Raw genomic sequence first — 350 nt, 5'->3', positions numbered from 1 at the left:
ACCATCGACACCACCACCGTCACTCTGACCGCGACCTCGACCGTTGCTGAAGGTGGCGTGGTGACCTACACCGCGTCGGTCAACCACAAGGTCACCGGCTCGGATCTGGTGGTGAAACTGGCCAACGGTCAGACCATCACCATTCCGGTAGGCGAGTCGTCTGCTTCGGTACCGTTCACCGCTCCGAACAACGTCCACAACACCAACCTGGATCTGACCAACAAGATCACCAATATCTCGGGTGGCAACTACGAGAAGACCGTGGCGGTTGGCGAGCCAGTGACCACCGTCACCGACAACCCGGCGACTCCGGACGTCACCACGCTCACCCTGACCGCGACGGATACCGT

At 60.9% G+C, this 350-nt stretch carries 1 protein-coding gene; it reads left to right on the top strand.

Annotation, left to right across the window (positions count from 1 at the left end; all coding sequences use genetic code 11):
* A partial coding sequence (locus IRZ77_RS26710) for an immunoglobulin-like domain-containing protein (RefSeq protein WP_196174641.1) occupies positions 1 to 350 on the top strand: 350 nt, incomplete at both ends.

This window comes from Pseudomonas pudica (assembly GCF_015680405.1).
GTDB classification, from domain to species: domain Bacteria; phylum Pseudomonadota; class Gammaproteobacteria; order Pseudomonadales; family Pseudomonadaceae; genus Aquipseudomonas; species Aquipseudomonas pudica.
The sequence above is the reverse complement of the archived record's forward strand: the minus strand, read 5'-3'. Positions and strand labels throughout refer to the sequence as shown.